The organism is Endozoicomonas sp. SESOKO4 (assembly GCF_024606275.1).
This window is the reverse complement of sequence record NZ_JAHHPS010000577.1, coordinates 1-1,698: the sequence shown is the minus strand read 5'-3', so window position 1 is coordinate 1,698 and position 1,698 is coordinate 1. Positions and strand designations below refer to the sequence as shown.

Sequence of the window (1,698 nt, the reverse complement as noted above, 5' to 3'; positions counted from 1 at the left end):
CAGCTACAGTGATGGTCCTACCCGCATTGTTACCCTCTCGTGTGCCCAGTCTTGTTCCCTCAGGTGGTGACAAGTTTGAACCTGTATTAAAGGAATTGTTATTTATGGGCTCCATAACTGGTTTGTCCTGAATAAGCAGAAAGTTGAGGCGGCATTTTTATTGAAAGTTACCGCCAATTTTATAAGGTTTCAAATAATCAACTACTTATAATTTGGCATAGTATACTTCTAAAAAAATATTATATTCTGGTTTAATATCCAAGTATCTTCTTGAAACTGAGAATATTCTGAAATAGGGATGATTACCTGAATTTCTTAAGGCTGAAAATAATGTAGGCAAAATCTTCTGGTTAAAAATAGCTTTAGAACAGGGTTTGTTTATTCTCGCTTTTACAATTTTATCAAAGGATGGTTTTGTGTTTTTTAATTCTTCCTTAATCATTATTACCATGTTTTCGTCGTCTTTAGAAAATGGTGGTGGTAAATGATTTTCACGATGTAATAAAATCAAATCATTATCTCTTTTGAATTTTTTTTGTTTTTCTATTATTGAGTCAGAATCACCCGTAATCCATTCTTCAAGGCTAAACGCATTGGCCATCGATTGTAAGATGTGAAAATTGTTATCTTCTCTATGAATAACGAAGTCATGAAAACATTCCTTTTTTTTATCAAATATACAAATCAGCTTGTGGACAAACAGGTAATCATTTTCTGGATCACCATTGATGTATGTCTTATAGATATCCTGATCGTCAACTGTAAAAATATAAGATGTTGAATAGCTTTTAGAGAAGTTTTTTTCCAGAACTGCTCTGGTTGAGTGACATAAAGTCTCTTGCCTAAGTTCATTGATACTCAATTCTAATGGACAAGGAGAAGTGTCTCTTGTTTTTACGAAAGACCTTTCGGAGATGCATTCTATATCTGGATCTAATGTTTCAGTCTCAACATTGGATAAAAAACTACTGTCGACTTTTATCTCATTATGAAGTGAGACATATCTGGAAAATGCACAGGCAGATTCAGCTAAAGTATCCTGAACAAGCGGTGGCTCTTCCTTTAGGACAGTTGATTGCCCTGATCTTGCTTCTGAGGATAAATTGAGCAATGACGGTTTACTCTGGTTATATACAGTAATGTCTCTGCCCATACTGACACCCGTTGGTGCCACGGATAGAGACTGATTAGGTGTTGATGGGGGTAAACCTAAAGCGTTAGAGTTGTTATTTATTCCATTCATATTTTGTTTTCCGAAAGTTAGCCTTTATCCTCAATTAACAAATACATTAAAAATGGATACACTTGGATAGACTTGGTTTTGGAACAAGAGTTCATAACGTGTTGTTAAGTAAAACTAACAAAACAGGGCTCTGATTCGGGAAAATGCACAATGGGCAGAAAGTTGGTTTCTGTCTTTGAGTCAATGCAAACAAAATAGTCTCACTCAGTGACAGCTCCTGTATTCCTCGTTTTATCAGGCTGCACCAGAAAACACTGCCCTCTGCAGTGCTTTCTGGTGCAGCCTGTTATCAGCACGACCACGGTGTTTCTCTTTACGGCTATAGCGGGTTTTCAGTTTTTCCCGGCGCTGGCGGTACATAGGGTTTTGCATCAGTTTCAGTATTGCCGATGCCGGGCGTTTATGAGCATTTTTTGGTTTTTTCATTGTCCAGTCTACTGGCGGTAGCTTTATGC

The 1,698-nt window shown here is 37.0% G+C and carries 2 protein-coding genes; both read right to left on the bottom strand.

The annotated features are described in order from the left end of the window. Positions 1–205: 205 nt before the first annotated feature. Positions 206–1,243, bottom strand: coding sequence for a hypothetical protein (locus tag KDK16_RS11355; RefSeq protein ID WP_257276195.1), 1,038 nt, complete (start codon positions 1,241–1,243; stop codon positions 206–208). A 234-nt stretch (positions 1,244–1,477) separates the two neighbouring features. Further along, positions 1,478–1,698: hypothetical protein (locus KDK16_RS11350; RefSeq protein ID WP_306670801.1), on the bottom strand; the 221-nt coding region annotated here is incomplete at its 5' end.